The sequence below is a fragment of the Thiomonas sp. genome (assembly GCF_054608695.1).
Genome location: NZ_JBTRXV010000002.1, coordinates 134,409 through 150,851, shown reverse-complemented (window position 1 = coordinate 150,851; position 16,443 = coordinate 134,409). Strand labels below are relative to the sequence as shown.

Genomic DNA, 16,443 nt, shown 5'->3' with positions numbered 1-16,443 from the left:
TGTAGCCCGCGCTTTGGCCATTCAGCATGGGCACGTCGTACACCTCGGGAAAGTTGGCTTTGTAGCCGCCACCCACGTTGTGGCAGCCTTCGCACATGAAGATCTTGCTTTTGCCGGCAGCAGCAGCACCCGTGACGGTTTGGGCTTGTGCGCCAGCAGCAAGCAAGAGCGAAACCGCAAATATCAGCTTTTTCATCGCAGGCTTGGAGGTCATTGAAGGGAAAGGAACAGTCAAGGTGCACGATTATAGGGAGCCAGGCCTCGTCATTCGGCCCTGGAGCATTGCCGAATTGACGATCTGCACGCAATTTGATCGCGCTCAGTGTGGCATGGTGAGCAAACGGATGAAACTGCAACGAAACGCGACCCACCACCACCAAGCCTGCACAAAACTCCTGCGCCGCCGCAGCGTCACGTCGTTGTGAGAAATTCCTCACACTTCGATGTGTTGCTGCAAGAATGCGGTGCCATCACAAACCAAAATTCTCACCGCACACAGGAGCAAGCATGGGTTCATCGTTGTATTTGCTGGCCTTGGCCGCGCTGCAAGGCGTGACCGAGCTCTTTCCCATTTCCAGCCTGGGTCACAGCATCCTGGTTCCCGCGCTGCTGCATTGGCCCATCGACCGCGAAGCCGACTGGTTCCTGCCTTTCGTCGTGGTGCTGCACCTGGGCACGGCCACTGCGCTGCTGCTGTATTTCTGGCGCGACTGGGTCGATCTCATCGGCGGCTGGCTCCGCGCCGGTGGCCGCGCCAGCAACCCGCAGGCCCGCACCTTGTGGCTGCTGGTGGTGGGCACCATTCCCGCGGGCCTGCTGGGCCTGCTGCTGGCACACAAGATCAAGGCGCTGTTTGGCGGCTTCACTTTTGCCGCCGTGGCGCTGATGCTCAACGGCGTGCTGTTGATCGCGGGCGACTTCATCAAGAAGCGCCGCGCGACCCAGGAGCTGTCCACCTTGAGCTTCCCGCGTGCGCTGCTGGTGGGCGCAGCCCAGGCGCTGGCGCTGATTCCGGGCTTCTCGCGCTCCGGCGCGACCTTGGTGACGGGCCTGGGCACAGGGTTGAACTACGAGGCCTCGGCCCGCTTCTCCTTCCTGCTGGCCACGCCCATCATCGCCGCTGCCGGCCTGCTGGAAGTTCCCAAGCTGCTGCATGCGAGCATGCCCCAGGGCTTGCTGGGCGTCATCCTCATGGCCGGTGTGCTGTCGGGCATCTGCGCCTGGCTGTCCACCTGGTTTTTGATGCGCTGGTTCCACGGCCATGAGGTCAAGGCGCTGCGTCCTTTCGGCATCTATTGCCTGGCCTTCGGGGCGTTGGCGCTGCTCATTGGCTGAGGCGGCCACGCCGTTCCATCGTGCCGTCCGGCCAAGCCAGGCCCTAGCCCTGGCGCAACAAGCCGCGCAGGACCGGCAGTTGACGGCGGCTGATGGGCAAGGTTTCCGTCAGGCCGCGCACCCTCACCACCCAGTCGGCGTTGTCGTCGGCCGCGCCCGCTGCCGGCGCGACCACACGGTCCAGCCCGGCGATGGCCTCCACCGCGACCAGGACGCTGCGGTGGGTGCGCACGAAGCGCGCGGCGTGGCGCTGCTCCAGCTCGCCGAGCGGCGTGTCGATGAGGTGATGCCGCGCGGCGGTACGCACCAGGGTGTATTTGTTGTCGGAGCGAAAGTACAGCACCTCGGCCAGGGGCACGCGCAGCACGGCACCGCGCTCGACCACGGCCAGGCTGGGCGTTTCATCCACGGCGTGAGCCGGGTCGGCGTTCGGCATGCCGCCGCGCAACAAAGGCCGCACCCGCTCCAGGGCCTGGGCCAGGCGCTCGCGCCGCACCGGTTTGGTCAGGTAGTCCACCGCCGCATGGTCGAACGCGGCGAGCGCGTGCTCGTCGTGCGCGGTGACGAACACCACGGCTGGCAGCGCCGCCGCGCGTGGGCGGCGGCGCACCAGATCGGCGGCCAAGTCCAGACCGCTGGCGCCGGGCATCTGGATGTCGAGCAGCAGCAACTGGTAGCTGCCGTGCTGCATCAGTTGCCGTGCGCTGGCGACGTCGGCGGCCTCGTCCACCCGGCAGCCGGCGCACTCGGGCAGTTCGTCCAGCAGGCGGCGCAGGCGGGTGCGCGCGAGGGGTTCGTCGTCGACGATGAGAATGTTCATAGCGGCAGGCGAATGCGCACGCGGTAGCGCGGTGGATCGAGCCCGTCGACCCGGCCGTGGCGCAGCTCGGCGGTGATGTCGTAGAGCAGGCGCAGGCGCTGGGTGATGTTGGACAGCGCCACGCGCGTGCCATTGCCGGATCGGCCTTCGCGCGGCACAACATAGTCGTTGACCACGCCGATTTCCAGCATGCCCGCGCGCGGCGTCACCCACACGTCGATGAGGCAGGGCCCGGCGCAGGATTCAACCCCGTGGCGCACCGCGTTTTCCACCAGCGGCTGCAGGGTCAGCGCCGGTATGCGCAAGCCTTCCAGCCCGGGCTCGACGGCCCAGCGCACCTGCATGCGGTCGCCAAAGCGCACCGCCTCGATGCCGAGATAGCGCCGCGCCAGGTCCACCTCTTCCGCCACCGTGCTCAACGTGCCGGGGCGGCTGACGGTGGCGCGAAACAGCTCGGCCAAGTCGTCCAGCACCTGCTCGGCCTGTTGCGGCCGCTCGCGCACGAGCGCGCTGGCGGCATTGAGCGCGTTGAACAGGAAGTGCGGCCGGATGCGTGCCTGCAACTCGTCCAGCCGCGCCTGCACCGTGGCGGGCGTGAGCGCCTGGGCGCGCAAGCCGAGGTAGTGCAGGAACACGGCCGCCAGCGCGGCTCCGACCAGGGCACTGCGCCAATCGGGCAAGCCACCGCCCTCGCCCAGCGTGAGCACGGAACCCACCAGGGCCTGCGCCATCCAGCCCGAAGCCGCGCCGGCCACGACGCCCACGGCCAAGCGCCAGAGGGTTCCCAGGCGGCGCCAACTGCGGCGCGACAGGCACATGAAACTGAGCCAGATGGCCGCTGCCGGCTCGGCCACCGCCACGCCTTGCAGCAATGGCCCCCACCATTGCTCGGGCCGGGGGCCAGCAGCCAGCGCCAGCAGCATGACCACGGCGTTCACCAGGATGTAGGCGCGAATGGCGGTGCCGGCATTGCAGGCATCGGGCAGCAGTGGCGCCGGCATGGGCTGGGGCATCGGGGTGGAACCACCTGCGCTCAATACAATCCCCAGTCGTTCGTCTTTGTCGCCATGCCATCCCCCATGAGTTCATCCCTCGACCGCAAGCAGCAGGCCTGGTCGGCCCTCTTTTCCGAGCCGGTCGACGCGCTGGTGCAACGTTACACGGCTTCGGTCGGATTTGACCAGCGTCTGGCACGTTTTGACATCCAGGCTTCCCTCGCCCACGCCCGCATGTTGGCTGCGCAACACATCATCGGCGCGCAAGACCTGGCGGACATCGAGCGCGGCATGGCGGAGATCGACGCTGACATCGCCGCCGGCCGCTTCGACTGGAAGCTGGAACTGGAGGACGTGCACCTGAACATCGAGGCGCGCCTGACGCAACTCGTGGGCGACGCCGGCAAACGCCTGCACACCGGCCGCAGTCGCAACGACCAGGTGGCAACCGACATCCGGCTGTGGCTGCGCGACGCCATCGACCGCATCCAGACTGCGCTCAAGCGTCTGCGCACCAGCCTGGTGGATGTCGCCGAGGCGCATGCGGACACCCTCATGCCCGGCTTCACCCATTTGCAAGTGGCCCAGCCCGTGACCTTCGGCCACCACTTGCTGGCCTATGTCGAGATGTTCGGACGCGACGCCGAACGCCTGGTCGATTGCCGCCGCCGCGTCAACCGCCTGCCGCTGGGCGCCGCGGCGCTGGCCGGCACCAGCTATCCGCTGGACCGGGCGATGGTGGCGGGCGAACTCGGCTTCGAAGGCATCGCGCAGAACTCGCTCGACGCCGTGAGCGACCGCGACTTCGCCATCGAGTTCTGCGCCGCCGCAGCGCTGGTGATGGTGCATGTCTCGCGCCTGAGCGAAGAGCTGGTGCTGTGGATGTCGCCGGCCTTCGGTTTCATCGATCTGCCCGACCGTTACTGCACCGGCTCGAGCATCATGCCGCAGAAAAAAAATCCCGACGTGCCCGAACTCGCGCGCGGCAAAACCGGTCGCGTAGTCGGCCACCTCACCGCGCTGCTGGTCTTGATGAAGGGCCAGCCCCTGGCTTACAACAAGGACAACCAGGAAGACAAGGAACCGCTGTTCGACACCGCCGACACCCTGCACGATACCCTCACCCTGTTTGCCGACATGGTGCACGGCCTCCGTGTGAATGCCGAGGCCATGCAAGGCGCCGCGCTCAAGGGCTACGCCACGGCCACCGATCTTGCGGACTATCTGGTGAAGAAGGGCCTGGCTTTTCGCGATGCCCACGAGGTGGTGGCGCATGCCGTGCGCGCCTGCATCCAAGCCGGACGCGACCTCGGCGCGATGAGCCTGGCCGAACTGCAAGCACTGCACCCCGCCGTGCAGGCCGACGTTGCCGAAGTGCTGACGCTGCAAGGCTCGGTGCAATCGCGCGACATCACCGGCGCCACATCGCCTCGCCAGGTGCGGGCGCAGATTGCACGGCTGCGAGCGGAATTGACGGCGTGAATTGGGCCGCCTGAGCAGCGCCGTCGCCAACTGCCACAGCGCGTGCTGCAGACTCAGGTCTTGGGCAGGGTCACGCCCTGCTGCCCCTGGTATTTGCCGCCACGGTCCTTGTAGCTGGTCTCGCACACTTCGTCGCTCTCGAAGAACAGCACCTGGGCGCAGCCCTCGCCAGCGTAGATCTTGGCCGGCAGCGGCGTGGTGTTGGAGAACTCCAGGGTCACATAGCCCTCCCATTCAGGCTCGAAGGGCGTGACGTTGACGATGATGCCGCAACGCGCATAGGTGCTCTTGCCCAGGCAGATGGTGAGCACGTTGCGGGGTATGCGGAAATACTCCAGCGTGCGCGCCAGGGCGAAACTGTTCGGCGGGATGATGCAGACCTCGGCCTCGATGTCGACGAAGCTGCGTTCATCGAAATTCTTCGGGTCCACCACCGTGCTGTGCACATTGGTGAAGACCTTGAACTCGGGCGCGCAACGGATGTCGTAGCCATAGCTGCTGGTGCCATAGCTGACGATGCGATGACCGTCGGCCGCATGCCGCACCTGTTGCGGCTCGAACGGCTCGATCATGCCGTGCTCCTGCGCCATGCGGCGGATCCAGCGGTCGGATTTGATGCTCATGCTTTGGGCCTTTGCCTTCGGTAGGAGAAAAACATTGCACGCGGCGGCTGCCTAGCTCGCATCCGCAGCCCTCATTGGAACAGGTGTTCCGCGCGACGCACATCACAGCCTGGCGGATGGATCAATCGGACACACGCTGCGCTTGCGCCTGCTCCAGCAGAGGTCTCAGAAAGGCCAGCGCCTGAGCTGCCGGCATCCGCACGGCCACCTGTTTACGGCGCGACTTTTCGCCGCGCTCGATCCACACGTCCCGGCGTGCCACATGCAGGGCATCGGCCAGCCAAGCGCACAGTGCGGCATTGCCGCGACCGTCCAATGCAGGAGCGGCGATGCGTATGCGCAAAGCACCATCGTGCAGGCCAACCCAAGCGGTTGTTTTGGCCCCCGGTTGCGCTGCGACCAGCAAGGTCGCCCCATGTCGGCCCTCGCGCAACCAAGCCCAGTGGATCGCGTCCATCCATAAAAAAACCTGGGCACAAGGCCCAGGTTTTCATGCTTGCTAAAGCTCAGGGCTTGTCACCGGTAGGGAATGGCCACGCAGCTTGGGGGCTGAGCGCGGTTTTCGCCGCAGGCGCAGGTTCCTTCTTCGCCGGAGCAGCCTTCTTCGCCGGAGCAGCCTTCTTCGCCGGAGCAGCCTTCTTCGCCGGAGCAGCCTTCTTCGCCGGAGCAGCCTTCTTCGCCGGAGCAGCCTTCTTCGCCGGAGCAGCCTTCTTCGCCGGAGCGGCCTTCTTCGCCGGAGCGGCCTTCTTCGCCGGAGCGGCCTTCTTCGCCGGAGCGGCCTTCTTCGCCGGAGCGGCCTTCTTCGCCGGAGCGGCCTTCTTCGCCGGAGCAGCCTTCTTCGCCGGAGCAGCCTTCTTCGCCGGAGCAGCCTTCTTCGCCGGAGCGGCCTTCTTCGCAGCAGGTTTCTTCATTGCAGTTGCCATAACAATTCTCCTTGATCAAGTGTTATTGAAATTGAACCTCATCCACGACATCCAAAGCTCCTCAAGGCCCCGCCTCCCGGCGGTTTCCGATACGGGACATTTGAAAATGCGCAAATGGGCAAAACCCCCAGGATGCCAGCGCTGGCATCCTGGGGGCCATTCACAAAGCGTCGCATGACGTTGAGCGGCGCCTCGATGAATCTCGGAAAACCTCTGAAATGGTGCGCGAAAGACGTTATTTCAGGGTTGCATGGAACAGCAAAACCGATTTTCGAGTGAAATCGGTTTTGAAAAGCAAGGAGTTTTGCGAGAAAAGGGGGCGCCTGCAACAAGGCTGCGCCCATCTCAAACCGGCTGATGGCAGGCATCACCTGAAAACTAGGTGCCAGTCGCTGTGACACAGCCAGGGCTCTACCGCGCTTCAAGTGCGCATCCCGGGTGGGGCATGGTGATGGCCGTCACTGTTTCTGGCTTCATGGTGTCATTATTCCCAGGACAATGCTCCGCCCGATTGATACTCGATCACGCGGGTTTCAAAGAAATTACGTTCCTTTTTCAGATCGATCATTTCGCTCATCCAGGGGAATGGATTTTCCTCGTTCGGGAACATCGGCTCCAAGCCAATTTGCTGCGCACGACGATTGGCGATGAATCGCAAATAACCTTTGAACATGGAAGCATTCAAACCCAGAACACCACGCGGCATCGTGTCTTCGGCATAGGCATACTCAAGCTCGACGGCCTGGTGGAAGAGCGCCGTGATTTCGTCCTTGAAAGCGCGCGTCCAGAGATGGGGATTCTCGAGCTTGATCTGATTGACCACATCGATGCCAAAATTGCAATGCATCGACTCATCCCGCAAGATGTACTGATACTGCTCGGCAGCACCCGTCATTTTGTTCTGACGGCCCATGGACAGAATCTGGGCAAATCCGACATAGAAAAACAGCCCTTCCATCAGGCAGGCAAAAACGATGATGGAGCGCAGCAGCTCCTGGTCGTTGCGCTCGGAACCGCCGAAAGCCGAGGTACGGAACTCGGGATTGGTGAGGGTGTCGATGAAAGGAATGAGAAATTCATCCTTGTTGCGAATGGACGCAATTTCATGATAGGCATTGAAAATTTCGCCTTCCTCAAGCCCCAGGGATTCAACGATGTACTGATAGGCGTGGGTGTGGATGGCCTCTTCGAAGCCTTGGCGCAGCAGGAATTGCCGACATTCCGGGTTGGTGATGTGCCGGTAAGTGCCAAGCACGATATTGTTGGCTGCCAGGGAATCCGCCGTGACGAAAAAACCGAGATTGCGCTTGACGATGCGGCGCTCATCTTCGGTCAGGCCATTCGGGTCTTTCCAGAGGGCGATGTCGCGGGACATATTGATCTCTTGCGGCATCCAGTGGTTGGCGCAAGAAGCCAGGTATTTGTCCCATGCCCATTTGTATTTGAAAGGGACGAGTTGATTGACGTCGGCCCGACAATTGATGATGCTTTTGTCTTCGGCCTGAACGCGACCCGTGGATGCCGCGCGCTGGGTATAGACAACCGGAGCAGCAGGAATAGCGCCTTGGCTGCGGCTCGGCGCGACTGCTGGGACGGAAATTGGGCCCGAAACTGAACCGCCCTCGGAACGACTGATGGAGCCCAAAACCCCATGCATGGGTGCGGCTTGCGGCTCAGATGAAAAGGAGAGGGGCCCGTGCAATGACGGGGTGCTGGGGTTCGCAGTATTTTCTTCCCAACTCAGCATGGCTTTTCCTTCATGTAATTATCGTGTGTTTATGGAGCACATTCAATATGGTGTGCCCCATTCTTTTGCAGATAAAGCGTTTGTTACGGCATTCCTGATGCGCAAAACCAACGGCCGGCAACATGAGTTGCGAGGTGGCGTCGACCCGTGGGCTTCGTTCATGCTCGCCGACTGGTCGCGGCTGCGCCGATCGGTGGGATTATTGGCAGGCCTCGCAAGCTGGATCGTCAATGGCGCAGAACTTGATGTCGCTGCCAGCAGTCGGCGGTACCGGCACTTGTGCAGCGGCCGGCGCATGGCTTTGCGTCGTTGTTGCCGCTTGGGGCACGGCGTTGAGTTTGCTGGATTTGACGGTGGATTTTTCTGCGTGGGTGGCGCTCATGGTGCGCAGGTAATACGTGGTTTTCAGCCCGCGCAGCCAGGCGAGTTTGTAGGTATCGTCGAGCTTCTTACCCGAGGCGCCAGCCATATAGATATTGAGCGATTGCGCCTGGTCGATCCACTTGCTGCGCCGGGCAGCGGCCTCGATGACCCATTGGGTATCGATCTCGAAGGCGGTGGCGTAGAGCGCCTTGAGATCGGCCGGAATGCGGTCGATGGGTTGCACGCTGCCGTCGAAATACTTGAGGTCGGCCACCATCACCTGGTCCCACAGGCCGCGCGCCTTGAGGTCGCGCACCAGATATTGGTTGACCACGGTGAACTCGCCCGACAGATTGGATTTGACGTAGAGATTCTGGAAGGTGGGTTCGATGCAGGCGTCCACGCCGATGATGTTGGAGATGGTGGCAGTGGGCGCGATGGCGACACAGTTGGAATTGCGCATGCCGTGGGTGCGAACGCGCTCACGCAGCGCGTCCCAGTCGAGAGTGGTGGACGCGTCGATCTCGACATAGCCGCCGCGCTGCTCGGCCAGCAGTTTGAGCGTGTCGTGTGGCAGGATGCCCCGATCCCAGAGCGATCCGGGGTAGCTGCTGTAGCGCCCGCGTTCCTGCGCCAGTTCGGTGGATGCCCAGTAAGCCTGGTAGCACACGGCTTCCATCGAGCGGTCGGCAAACTCCACGGCCTCTTGCGAACCGTAGGGAATGCGCGCCTGATGCAGGCAGTCCTGAAAACCCATGATGCCCAAGCCCACGGGCCGGTGCTTGAGGTTGGAGTTGCGCGCCTTGGCCACGGCGTAGTAGTTGATGTCGATGACGTTGTCGAGCATGCGCATGGCCACCGACACGGTGCGCTTGAGCTTGTCGTGATCGAGCGCGTAGCTGCCATCGGCCTGCTGCTTCAAATGGGCAACGAGGTTGACGGAGCCCAGATTGCACACGGCGATTTCGCTGGGGCCGGTATTGAGGGTGATTTCGGTGCAGAGATTGCTCGAATGCACCACGCCGGCATGCTGCTGCGGGCTGCGCACATTGCAGGCGTCCTTGAACGTGATCCAGGGATGGCCGGTTTCGAACAGCATGGTCAGCATCTTGCGCCACAGCTGCGCCGCGGGGATGGTGCGGTACAGCTTGAGCTCGCCATGGGCGGCCTTCTCTTCATAACGCACATAAGCCTGCTCGAACGCGAGGCCGAACTTGTCGTGCAAATCGGGCACATCGGCGGGGGAGAACAGCGTCCAGTTGCCGCCCTCCATCACGCGCTTCATGAACAGGTCGGGCACCCAGTTGGCGGTGTTCATGTCATGGGTGCGGCGGCGGTCGTCGCCGGTATTCTTGCGCAACTCCAGGAACTCTTCGATGTCGAGGTGCCAGGTTTCCAGGTAAGCGCAGACCGCGCCCTTGCGCTTGCCGCCCTGGTTCACGGCCACTGCGGTGTCGTTCACCACCTTGAGAAAGGGCACGACGCCCTGGCTCTTGCCGTTGGTCCCCTTGATATGGCTGCCCAGGGCGCGCACCTGGGTCCAGTCGTTGCCCAGGCCGCCGGCAAACTTGCTCAGCAGCGCGTTTTCCTTGATGGCCTCGTAGATGCCGTCGAGATCGTCGGCCACGGTGGTGAGGTAGCAACTGGAGAGCTGCGAGCGCCGTGTGCCCGCATTGAACAGCGTGGGCGTGCTGGACATGAAGTCGAAGCTGGACAGCACTTCGTAGAACTGGATGGCACGGGCTTCGCGCTCGACTTCATTGAGCGCCAGGCCCATGGCCACGCGCATGAAGAAGGCTTGCGGCAGTTCGATGCGGCGGCCGTCCTTGTTGTGGCGGGTGTCGGCACGGTTGGCCAGGAAGTAGCGGTCATACAGCGTCTGCAGACCGAGGTAATCGAACTGCAGATCGCGCTCGGGCTTGAGCGCCGCACCCAGGCGGGCGAGGTCATATTGACCCAGCCGCTCGTCGAGCAACTCCAGGGAGATGCCTTCCTTGATGAATTGCGGGAAATATTCGGGATAGCGTGCCGTCATCTGCTCATGCACCACTTCTTCGCCGAGCACGTCTCTGCGGATGGTGTGCAGCAGCAGGCGCGCGGTGGCCTTGGCATAGCCGGGATCGCTCTCGATCAGGGTGCGCGCGGCGAGGATGGCGGCCTTGTAGACCTCGATCAGCGGTACGCCGTCATACAGGTTGCGCTCGGTCTCGCTCAGAATGGGCTCGGCTTTGACGTCGGTGCCGAGATTGGCACAGGCCGAGCGCACCAGCGCGCCCAGCGCGGCTTGGTCGAGCGGGCGGCGCACGCCGTCGTCGGTGACATGCAGGACCTGCGCCGCCGGTGCGGCGGCTTCCAGCTTCTGCTTGGCCCGCTCCTGGGCACGGCGTTCACGGTAGAGCACATAGGCACGCGCGACCTCGTGATGACCCGCGCGCATCAGCGCGAGTTCGGCGTGGTCCTGAATGTCTTCGATGTGGAAGGTGCCGCCGCTTGGCCTGCTGCGCAGCAGGCCGCGCACCACCGCCTGGGTCAGTTCCTCGACCTGCTGGCGCATGCTCGCCGACACGGCGCTCTGCCCACCTTGCACGGCCAGGAAAGCCTTGGTCATGGCGACGTGAATCTTGGCCGGCTCGAACGCAACCACTGCGCCATTGCGGCGGATGATCTTGTAGTCGGCATAGGCTTGCTGCTCGGGAGCTTCGGTGCCGCCCGTCTGCCGAAGCATGGCGGCAAGTGAGTCGGCGGCAATGGGGTTGGATGTCAAATTCACGCGGGTTCTCCTGGGCAGTGTTCGGACGCTCGCCCTTGCAGTCGTGGTCGCGGACGGTGCCGCGGCAGCAATGCAGCAAGGTTGAAGCGATGTGCGGTGGCGGGGTGCTGATGGGTCGCTGATGGGTCGTGGTTGGTTGGCAAGCGAGTGCTATCTGGATGCCGTCCAAGCTGCACATCTGACTGGCTCGCCTGGCGCAAAATCAACTTTGCCGATCAGCACACGCTATCCTTGATGGCACTATATCTAGCGTTGGGATGGATAGCAAGACCCCACAGCTAGTGTCACACGAGTGCACAGCTAGGCCACAGGCAAAACACAGGGTTTACACAGTCTGTCCACAAGCCGAGCCCAGGCTTCGGGGCGGCCCGAGAACCTCGTCAGGCTTCGAGCGCCGGGAAACTCGACGCTGCCAATGCACTGGCACGGCGCAGGGCCGACCAGTCGAAGCAAGGCCCGGGGTCGGTCTTGCGGCCGGGCGCGATGTCGCTGTGTCCGGCAAGCGCCCGGATCGGATAGGCCTGCAGCAATGCCCCGACCAGGGCGGCGAGGCTGTCGTATTGAGCAAGCTCGAAAGGCAGGGTGTCGGTGCCCTCGAGTTCAATGCCGATGCTGAAATCGTTGCAGCGGCTGCGCCCCTGAAAACTGGATGCTCCCGCATGCCAGGCACGCTGGTCGCACGAGACGTATTGCAGCAAGCTGCCATCGCGCCGGATGAAAAAATGGGATGACACGCGCAGGCCTTGCAACACGGCAAATTCTGGCTGGGCCTGGGTGTCCAGGGTGCCGAGAAACAGGGCATCGACGCAGGCGGTGCCAAACTGCCCGGCTGGCAGGGAGATGTTGTGCAGGACCAGCAGGTCGACACGCATGCCCTCGGGCCTTGCGTCGTAATGGGGCGATGGTCGGTGCCCGGCGTAGCGGTACCAGCCCTGCTGGAACAGGGGATCAGCGCACGCCATCGTAGGGATCAGGGTCGGCGTGATCGTCGCGAATCTGCAGGCGCTCCATGCGGTAGCGAATTTGCCGCAGATTCAGGCCCAGCAGTTGTGCCGCCGCGGTGCGATTGAAGCGCGTGCGGCGCAAGGCTTCGAGCAACAGGTTGCGCTCAATCTGGTCGAGATAGGCCGACAGGTCCAGTGGCCATGCGGGTGCTTGCCAGGCTGCCTGTCCCATCTGGGGAGAGGCAGCATCCAGGCGCGCCGTCGACGGTGGTACGCGCCCTAAGCCGGACTCGCCGGGACGCAGCGCGTTCATGCCCGGCAGCGTCGACACAGGCGCGGCCGCCAAGTGCGCGCCATCGGCCGGGGCGTCCAGATCTTCCGCGCCGATGAGGTCGGTGGCGGCCAGCGCCGTGGCGCGATGCAGCAGGTTTTCCAGCTCACGCACGTTGCCGGCAAAGACATACCGGCGCAATTGCTGCAGTGCCTGTGGGCTTAAGCGCAGGCCGGGACGCTCGTGCTCCCGGCGAATGCGCGCCAGCAGGGCTTCCGCCAGCAGCGGCAGGTCGTCCAGCCGTGCGCGCAAGGGCGGCAGCGTGACGCCGATGACATTGAGCCGGTAGTACAAGTCCTGCCGGAACGTGCCTTCGGCGACGCAGCGCTGCAGGTCGCGGTGGGTCGCGCTGACCAGGCGCACGTCCACCGGCGTTTCCGCGGTTTCGCCCAGGGCGCGAATCTTGCGCTCTTGCACCGCGCGCAGCAGCTTGGCCTGCATCGACAGCGGCAACTCGCCGATCTCGTCCAGGAACAGCGTGCCGCCAGCGGCGGCTGAGAAAAAACCATCGTGCGACGCCATCGCACCCGTGAAAGCGCCCTTGCGGTAGCCGAAGAATTCCGCTTCGAGCATGTGCTCGGGGATGGCGCTGCAATTCACCGGCACGAAGGGGCCGGCGGCGCGGTTGCTGAGTTCGTGCACGGCGCGCGCGGCCAGCTCCTTGCCGGTGCCGGACTCGCCGTGGATCAGCACCGGCGCCATGCCGCGCGCACTGCGCCGCAAGGTGTCCTTCACCGCCAGCATCGGTGCCGACTCGCCCACCATGGCTTGCAACGCGGTGCGCTGCGGGTCTTGGCCTTGTGCGCCGGCCGACTGGCCCTGAGCCAGGGCGGAGCGCACCACCTGGCGCAATTGCCGCAAGTCCACGGGTTTGGTGAGGTAGTCGAACGCGCCCATCTTGAGCGCCTGCACCGCGACGGCGGCATTGCCGTAAGCCGTGGCCATGATGATGCGTTCACCGCGCCGCTGCGCCGTCGACCATGCCAGGATGTCGAGTCCCTCGCCATCGGGCAGGCGCATGTCGACGATCGCCACGTCGAAGCGCTGCTGCTCCATGCGGCTGCGCGCTTCCTCGACGCTGGCGACCTCGTCCACCTGCCAGCCCTCGCGCACCAGCGTCAGGGTGTAGAGCTCGCGCAGATCGGGTTCGTCGTCGACCACCAGGATGCGGATGGGTGCTGCGGGTTCAGGCATGGTGCATGGCGCTCGTGGTCAGGATATCGCTTCGTTCGGCGCCGGGCGTGCGGTCGGAGGCCATGCAGCTGGGGCTGGACGCATCAGACTTGTATCACCCCGGGCGGCTGGCCCGGGGTCGTTGCCGCGCTGATGACGAATTCGCCGAACGCCTTGGGCTCGTGTTCGCGCCGGACCCGATACTCCAACCGCGCCCCGTAGCGCGAGCACAGCTCCTGGGAAATATACAGACCCAAGCCCGTGCCCCGGCTATCGGTGGTGAAAAAGGGTTCGAACAATTGCGCGCGCAGGGCCGGGGCGACCACCGGACCGTCGTTGGCCACGCTGAGTTCGTGCACCTTCTGCGCGCCGCGCAGGCGAATGCGGATGGCGCCCTTGCGGTGGCTGGCAAAGCGGCGTGCGTTGCCGAGCAGATTGACGAGCACGCGACGCAAGTGCAGCGGATCGAAATCCAGCGTTGCGGCTTCGTCGTCGGCCAGCAGCGCGACGCGTCCCGGGGTGTCGTGGTCGAACTCGGCCACCAGCTCGAGCAGCATGCGCATGGGCTGCAGCTTGATGCCCTCGCGCGCGGTGGAGCGCCCGAGGTCAAGAACGTCGTCGACGATGCGATTGAGCCGGTCGACGTTCTGCGCAATCAAGGCCGACATGCGCTCGCGCTGCGCCGGGCTCAAGTCAGGCTCGGCGGCGAGCTGGTTGGCCTGGGCGATGGCGCCCAGCGGGTTGCGAATTTCATGGGCGACCCCGGCCACCAGCCGCCCCAGCGCCGCCAATTTATCTTGCTGAAGCTGATGGCTGATCTCACGCAAATCCTGCATGAACACCACATAACCGGGTCCGCCGGGCAGTTGGCGCAAAGCCTGCACGCGGGCCTGCAGGCGCAGCCCGTCGGCACCCTCGAAGGTCACAGGCGCTTGTGCCAGGCCCGAAGCGGTGTGCTGATGCACGGCATCCGCCAGGACACGGGCGCCGGGATAGGTGCTCAGGCCGATATGCGCGGCGTTGGGCAGCTGCAGATCATCCAGACCGAGCATGCGCACAGCCGTCGGGTTGGCTGTTTCCACCCGCAGGTCGGCGTCGAGCACCAGCACGCCATCGGGTTGCTCCAGCAGCACATGGTGGTTGATGGCGAGTTGCCGGCTGGCGCGAATATCGCTCAGGCGCGCGCGCTGCTCCTGCCGCACCAGACGTTGCGAAAGTTGCCAGGCCAGCACGCCCATGGCGAAATAAGCCGCGCCGACAAAACCCGCGCCCAGAAACTGCGGGTCGGCCATGCCCCCACTGCCGGTCAGCATCCACATGGCCTGCGACAGCAGAATCAGCGACGCCGCCGCCGCCGTGGCCAGCGTGAAGCGCAGGGTGCCGTAAACCCCGGCGGCCAGCACCGGCAAGGTGTAGCTCAGGACGAATTCGCGCGAGGGTTGGCCGGCGAGGAACTGCAACACGGCATAGACAGCCAAATCGGCAAGCACCGCAGCCAGCACCTGCCAGGCAAAACCGCGGGCCGTGGTCAGACTGAAAACCAGCTGGATGACGACCAGGACCACATAGCCCAGAGCGATCCGGACACCCAGGTCACCCTGCAACTGCGGGCTGCGCCCTCGATCCCATGCCACGAGCACGAACCACCCCAGCAGGATCAGACCCATGAGCAATCTTGCCCCGCCCAGCACGCGAAACGCACGCAAGCGCTCGTGGCTCGGCACGGCACCCGAGATCAGGCGATGGAGCAGCGAGGCCGGCTGTGAGACATTCTGGGCAGCTTGCGAAAAGGCGAAGCCGCTATCGGCTTCAGCACCATGCCGGCGTGATTCATCAGCCCAGGCGGGCATGATCGGAACAGCAGTAGGGCTTGTCGCCCTTCCACACACAACGGCTTTGCGGCACATGCACGCCGCAGTGCCGACAGGCATGCATGGGTTCGGGCGCGGGCAGTTTGGTGGGCTTGCGCACCCCGGGAACCGAGCGCTGTTGCTGGCCCTTCTTGAACAGCATCAGCCCGACGATGACCACCACGAAGAGGACGAGATATTTCATCGGTGCAGGATGACCTGGAGGACGAAGCGCGAGCCGACATAACTCAGCAAGAGCAATGCCGAACCCGAAAACAACCAGCGCAGGGCCTGGCGCCCGCGCCAACCCAGCACGCCACGGCCCAGCAGCAAGACGGCGAAAAGCAGCCAGGACGCAACCGCGAAAACAGTCTGGTGATCGAACTCGAAGGCGTGGCCGAACAGCTTTTCGCTGAAGCTCACGGCGAACACCAGCGAGGTCGTGAGCAGCACAAAACCCAAGGCTGCGAGGCGATAAGTCAGCTTTTCCAGCGTCAGCAGGGGCAATGCCGGACCAAGGCCGGCCAATGTGGGTTTGCGCCGGTGCAGCGCACGCTCGGCGGACCACAGCATGACACCGTGCAAAACCGCAGCGCCGAACAAGCCGTAGGCAGCAATGCCCATCGCCCAATGCAGGGAAAAGGCCATGCCCGCCCCGGGAGGCGCAAGGCGGTCGCCCGGGAAGAACCAGGTGAGCAACAGGGAGGCGGCGGCCAGCAGGCAAATCCAGGCTCGCAAGCCCTGCAGCGGGTAGTACAGGCTTTCCACCCAATACACCGCGGCAACCAGCCAAAACGTGAGGGACAAGGCCGGTGCAAAGCCAAAATCGGGATCATGCAAACCCTTGAGCACGAGCACGAAAGTGCTGGCATGCACAAGCCAGGCGAGCAGCATGGCGATGGTGGCCGCGTCGCGGTACATGGGCATGTCGGGCGCGACAACCCCGGCCATCTGCGGCCCGCGCGGGCGAGCCAGGAAGGAGGCCAGAAGGTAGAGGGCGAAGGCGGCGGCGTTGACTAAAATCCACATGTTTTGAGTTTAACCGAGGGGCTTGCCCACCTGGCCTGCAATAGTCATGTCGCAAACA

At 64.1% G+C, this 16,443-nt stretch carries 15 protein-coding genes; 3 read left to right on the top strand and 12 right to left on the bottom strand.

The window, feature by feature from the left end; genetic code table 11:
* Positions 1-95: 95 nt before the first annotated feature.
* The gene (locus tag ACYCUK_RS02755) at positions 96-425 is read left to right on the top strand and encodes a hypothetical protein (RefSeq protein WP_461593302.1); all 330 of its coding nucleotides are present in this window, start codon (positions 96-98) and stop codon (positions 423-425) included.
* A gap of 82 nt (positions 426-507) precedes the next feature.
* Positions 508-1,335, top strand: a complete 828-nt coding sequence (locus tag ACYCUK_RS02750) for an undecaprenyl-diphosphate phosphatase (protein WP_461593301.1) — start codon at positions 508-510, stop codon at positions 1,333-1,335.
* 43 nt (positions 1,336-1,378) lie between these two features.
* Here ACYCUK_RS02750 and ACYCUK_RS02745 read toward each other — a convergent pair whose 3' ends face one another.
* Both ACYCUK_RS02745 and ACYCUK_RS02740 read right to left on the bottom strand, forming a co-directional pair.
* Complete coding sequence (locus tag ACYCUK_RS02745; RefSeq protein ID WP_461593300.1) at positions 1,379-2,155, bottom strand: LytR/AlgR family response regulator transcription factor; 777 nt, start codon at positions 2,153-2,155, stop codon at positions 1,379-1,381.
* Positions 2,152-3,156, bottom strand: coding sequence for a sensor histidine kinase (locus ACYCUK_RS02740; RefSeq protein ID WP_461593299.1), 1,005 nt, complete (start codon positions 3,154-3,156; stop codon positions 2,152-2,154). Before ACYCUK_RS02740 ends, ACYCUK_RS02745 begins: the two co-directional genes overlap by 4 nt.
* A gap of 66 nt (positions 3,157-3,222) precedes the next feature.
* Here ACYCUK_RS02740 and argH point away from each other — a divergent pair, with 66 nt between their 5' ends.
* Complete coding sequence (argH, locus tag ACYCUK_RS02735) at positions 3,223-4,632, top strand: argininosuccinate lyase (protein WP_461593298.1); 1,410 nt, start codon at positions 3,223-3,225, stop codon at positions 4,630-4,632.
* 53 nt (positions 4,633-4,685) lie between these two features.
* Here argH and dcd read toward each other — a convergent pair whose 3' ends face one another.
* The 10 genes from dcd to ACYCUK_RS02685 form a co-directional block, all read right to left on the bottom strand.
* Positions 4,686-5,255 (bottom strand): dCTP deaminase, encoded by a 570-nt coding sequence (gene dcd / locus ACYCUK_RS02730; protein WP_461593297.1) that lies wholly within the window; start codon positions 5,253-5,255, stop codon positions 4,686-4,688.
* A gap of 121 nt (positions 5,256-5,376) precedes the next feature.
* On the bottom strand, positions 5,377-5,712 hold the full coding sequence (locus ACYCUK_RS02725; protein ID WP_461593296.1) for a DUF167 domain-containing protein: 336 nt from the start codon (positions 5,710-5,712) through the stop codon (positions 5,377-5,379).
* A 49-nt stretch (positions 5,713-5,761) separates the two neighbouring features.
* Positions 5,762-6,178: a histone gene (locus ACYCUK_RS02720; RefSeq protein WP_461593295.1), complete on the bottom strand. Its 417-nt coding sequence runs from the start codon at positions 6,176-6,178 to the stop codon at positions 5,762-5,764.
* Between the two features lie 484 nt (positions 6,179-6,662).
* Positions 6,663-7,925 carry a ribonucleotide-diphosphate reductase subunit beta gene (locus ACYCUK_RS02715; protein ID WP_461593294.1) on the bottom strand — a complete coding sequence of 421 codons (1,263 nt, stop codon included), beginning with the start codon at positions 7,923-7,925 and terminating at the stop codon, positions 6,663-6,665.
* A gap of 199 nt (positions 7,926-8,124) precedes the next feature.
* Positions 8,125-11,058, bottom strand: a complete 2,934-nt coding sequence (locus tag ACYCUK_RS02710) for a ribonucleoside-diphosphate reductase subunit alpha (protein WP_461593293.1) — start codon at positions 11,056-11,058, stop codon at positions 8,125-8,127.
* Between the two features lie 380 nt (positions 11,059-11,438).
* On the bottom strand, positions 11,439-12,029 hold the full coding sequence (gene ampD / locus ACYCUK_RS02705) for a 1,6-anhydro-N-acetylmuramyl-L-alanine amidase AmpD (protein ID WP_461593312.1): 591 nt from the start codon (positions 12,027-12,029) through the stop codon (positions 11,439-11,441).
* On the bottom strand, positions 12,007-13,527 hold the full coding sequence (locus tag ACYCUK_RS02700) for a sigma-54-dependent transcriptional regulator (protein ID WP_461593292.1): 1,521 nt from the start codon (positions 13,525-13,527) through the stop codon (positions 12,007-12,009). The genes ampD and ACYCUK_RS02700 overlap by 23 nt, the downstream gene beginning before the upstream one ends.
* Before the next feature lie 83 nt (positions 13,528-13,610).
* Entirely contained in the window at positions 13,611-15,356 is a 1,746-nt protein-coding gene (locus tag ACYCUK_RS02695) for a sensor histidine kinase (RefSeq protein WP_461593291.1), read from the bottom strand.
* On the bottom strand, positions 15,340-15,561 hold the full coding sequence (locus tag ACYCUK_RS02690; RefSeq protein WP_112485330.1) for a PP0621 family protein: 222 nt from the start codon (positions 15,559-15,561) through the stop codon (positions 15,340-15,342). The genes ACYCUK_RS02695 and ACYCUK_RS02690 overlap by 17 nt, the downstream gene beginning before the upstream one ends.
* On the bottom strand, positions 15,558-16,385 hold the full coding sequence (locus ACYCUK_RS02685; RefSeq protein ID WP_461593290.1) for a cytochrome C assembly family protein: 828 nt from the start codon (positions 16,383-16,385) through the stop codon (positions 15,558-15,560). The genes ACYCUK_RS02690 and ACYCUK_RS02685 overlap by 4 nt, the downstream gene beginning before the upstream one ends.
* Between the last annotated feature and the right edge of the window lie 58 nt (positions 16,386-16,443).